This is a genomic window from Candidatus Electronema sp. TJ, from assembly GCF_048287355.1.
In the GTDB taxonomy this organism is placed as follows: Bacteria; Desulfobacterota; Desulfobulbia; order Desulfobulbales; family Desulfobulbaceae; genus Electronema.
The window spans coordinates 1-2359 of sequence record NZ_JBLWEP010000027.1; the positions used below are offsets into that span (position 1 = coordinate 1).

Consider the following 2359-nt stretch of genomic DNA (forward strand, 5'->3'; position numbering starts at 1 on the left):
CTTCTCCGGCTCAATATGCTCGTAGGTGCGCGGATTGCGCTGCACCGCGCTGACGTGGATGCCGCCTTTGTGGGCGAAAGCGGATTCGCCGACGTAAGGCTGATAGCGGTTGTGGGGCAGATTGGCCAGCTCGTTGACAAAACGCGAGACGCTGTAGAGCTTGTCAATATTCTTGCCAACCTCCGCCTCCATGCCCATTTTAAAGACCACCGCAGGGATGATTGAGGTTAAATTGGCGTTGCCGCAGCGTTCGCCGTAGCCGTTGATCGTGCCCTGCACTTGCCGCACGCCAAGCGAGACACCCATCAGGGCGTTGGCCACGCCGGTTTCCGAATCGTTGTGGGGATGAATGCCGACTTTGACTGCGCTGCCCAGTTCTTTCAGAAATTCCTTCACCCGTTCTATAATCGCCGGAATTTCGTGCGGCAGCGTGCCGCCGTTGGTATCGCAGAGAGCTAAGGTTTCGGCTCCGCCTTTCACCGCCTGCGCCAGCGTGGCCAAGCAGTATTCCCGGTTATTCTTGAAACCGTCAAAGAAATGCTCGGCATCATAGATCAAATGCTTGACGTGCGGGCGCAGGAAGGCCAGCGAATCCTCAATCAGTTGCAGATTGTCCTCCAGCTCGATGCGCAGCGCCTCATGAACATGAATATCCCAGCTTTTGCCGAAAATCGTCACTGCCGGGGTCTTGGCCGCCAGCAGGGCTTTCAGGTTCGGATCTTTGTCCGGCGGATTTTGAAAATGCCGCGTCGCGCCAAAGGCGGACAGTTTGGCGTGCTTCAGCTCCACGCCCTTCATCTTTTCAAAATATTCCACTGCCTGCGGATTGGAGCCGGGCCAGCCGCCTTCGACAAAATCAATCCCCAGCTTGTCCAATTGCTGCGTGATGCGGATTTTGTCGTCCACCGAGAGGTTGAAATTCTCGGCCTGCGTGCCGTCCCGGAGGGTGGTGTCGTAAAATTCGATGAGCTGGCTCATATTTTTCTGTCCTTTCGTGCGGCGGAATGAATGCTGCGCTTCTGTTTCTGCGGATGAAATCATACAATGAACAGGCGGACAGCCGCAATTCTTTTGTGCTCAGGCAAGGCGGGCGCAGCGATGCCAAAGGCAAAAGGAATAAAATCAGCTGACAAGATTGCAGTTTATGGCCGCCGCCGCATTGGCGGGCTGTCAGAAGGTTTAATTTTATTGACATATGCTGAGCACATGCTATAACGAAATATGGACGCGGCAAAAAATAAACAGTGCGCAGGAGGAAAGCATGATTGACAATAAAGATTCTGCCGGAAACGCAGGCGTAAGCGAGCTTGTCAGCTTTCGCAACAAATTCACACGTCAGTTTGTATTTTCCTATTGGATTTTGTTTGCAATCTTGCAGTTGAGCATCGTGCTGATAGTATTTATAATTGCAACAGATCAAGTGACGGCGGAGCCTGTTGAAAAAATGGCACTGGTTGCCTCGATGCAGGTGAGCCTCGGAATATTTATCGGCTTTGTCTCTCTTTTCCTCGGTTTCATGATGGCGTGGATCGGCATTGAGGCGGCGTTTGCTTTTCAAGCTGATGCCGACGGCGCAGGAACGAAAACTGCGCTGTCGCTGCAAAGCGCGAGTCCTGGGCTGCTCTTCGCTCTTCTTGGCGCGGCACTGATCATCATTTCTCTGCACAAAAATATTGGATATGAAGTGACTGGTCCGTCTGCCGGGATGCAAGCAGTTCCTGAAGGCCATCAGGAAGAAGCTGCGCCGGAAACAAATCAACAGAATACCAGCATAAGAAAAATATAACCGCCTATCAAGAATGGAGGGCATGAGCATGACGCGATATTTTTTGTACATTTTTATTGTCTTCTTCTCTATGCATTTTTCCGGCTTTGAAGCTGCCGCGCAGAATTCAAGGCAGTTTTATTCCAATGGCCGACCTGGAGGTGAAAAAAAATGGGAGCGGGATGAAAAAGCGAAGGGATATAAAATATGGTGGCATTTCAAGGTGAACAAAAACGATAAAAAATATCAGCGGCATGTCGCCTATGCGTTCGACAATCAACCTTCTCGTATCTATTACTACAATCCAGGAACAAAGAAATTTTGGGGACGCTGCGAAATTCCCTCAGACGGCTCAGGACGCGCAGGGTATTCCGAGCTGAAACAGGAAGACAGAAAAGAAAAGCTTTCCCTCGTCAATGAAGCCGATTTTCCAAAAGCTGGAGGAATGCCCACGCTGAGAGCGACGGATGAAGACGGCAAAGTGCATCTTGCCGAAGACGGGGCAACTATGGAGCCTCCTCCGCCTTTGCCGGTGCGTGTCTCTAAAGAAGGCGTGGCACTGGATCCGCCGCCTTCCCCTGCGCTGTAATTGCG

4 protein-coding genes are annotated in these 2359 nt (G+C 51.6%); 3 read left to right on the forward strand and 1 reads right to left on the reverse strand.

The features are described from left to right. On the reverse strand, window positions 1-978 hold a 978-nt coding region (cimA, locus tag ACNKID_RS03490; RefSeq protein ID WP_417912049.1), incomplete at its 3' end, for a citramalate synthase. A gap of 66 nt (window positions 979-1044) precedes the next feature. On the opposite strand from cimA, the gene ACNKID_RS03495 reads away from it, so the two are divergent. From ACNKID_RS03495 to ACNKID_RS03505, 3 genes are read left to right on the forward strand one after another with little or no spacing between them, the layout of a single operon-like run. After that, window positions 1045-1215 carry a hypothetical protein gene (locus tag ACNKID_RS03495; protein WP_417912050.1) on the forward strand — a complete coding sequence of 57 codons (171 nt, stop codon included), beginning with the start codon at window positions 1045-1047 and terminating at the stop codon, window positions 1213-1215. A gap of 46 nt (window positions 1216-1261) precedes the next feature. After that, window positions 1262-1786 (forward strand): hypothetical protein, encoded by a 525-nt coding sequence (locus tag ACNKID_RS03500; protein WP_417912051.1) that lies wholly within the window; start codon window positions 1262-1264, stop codon window positions 1784-1786. Between the two features lie 13 nt (window positions 1787-1799). Then, complete coding sequence (locus ACNKID_RS03505; protein WP_417912052.1) at window positions 1800-2354, forward strand: hypothetical protein; 555 nt, start codon at window positions 1800-1802, stop codon at window positions 2352-2354. The last annotated feature ends 5 nt before the right edge of the window (window positions 2355-2359 follow it).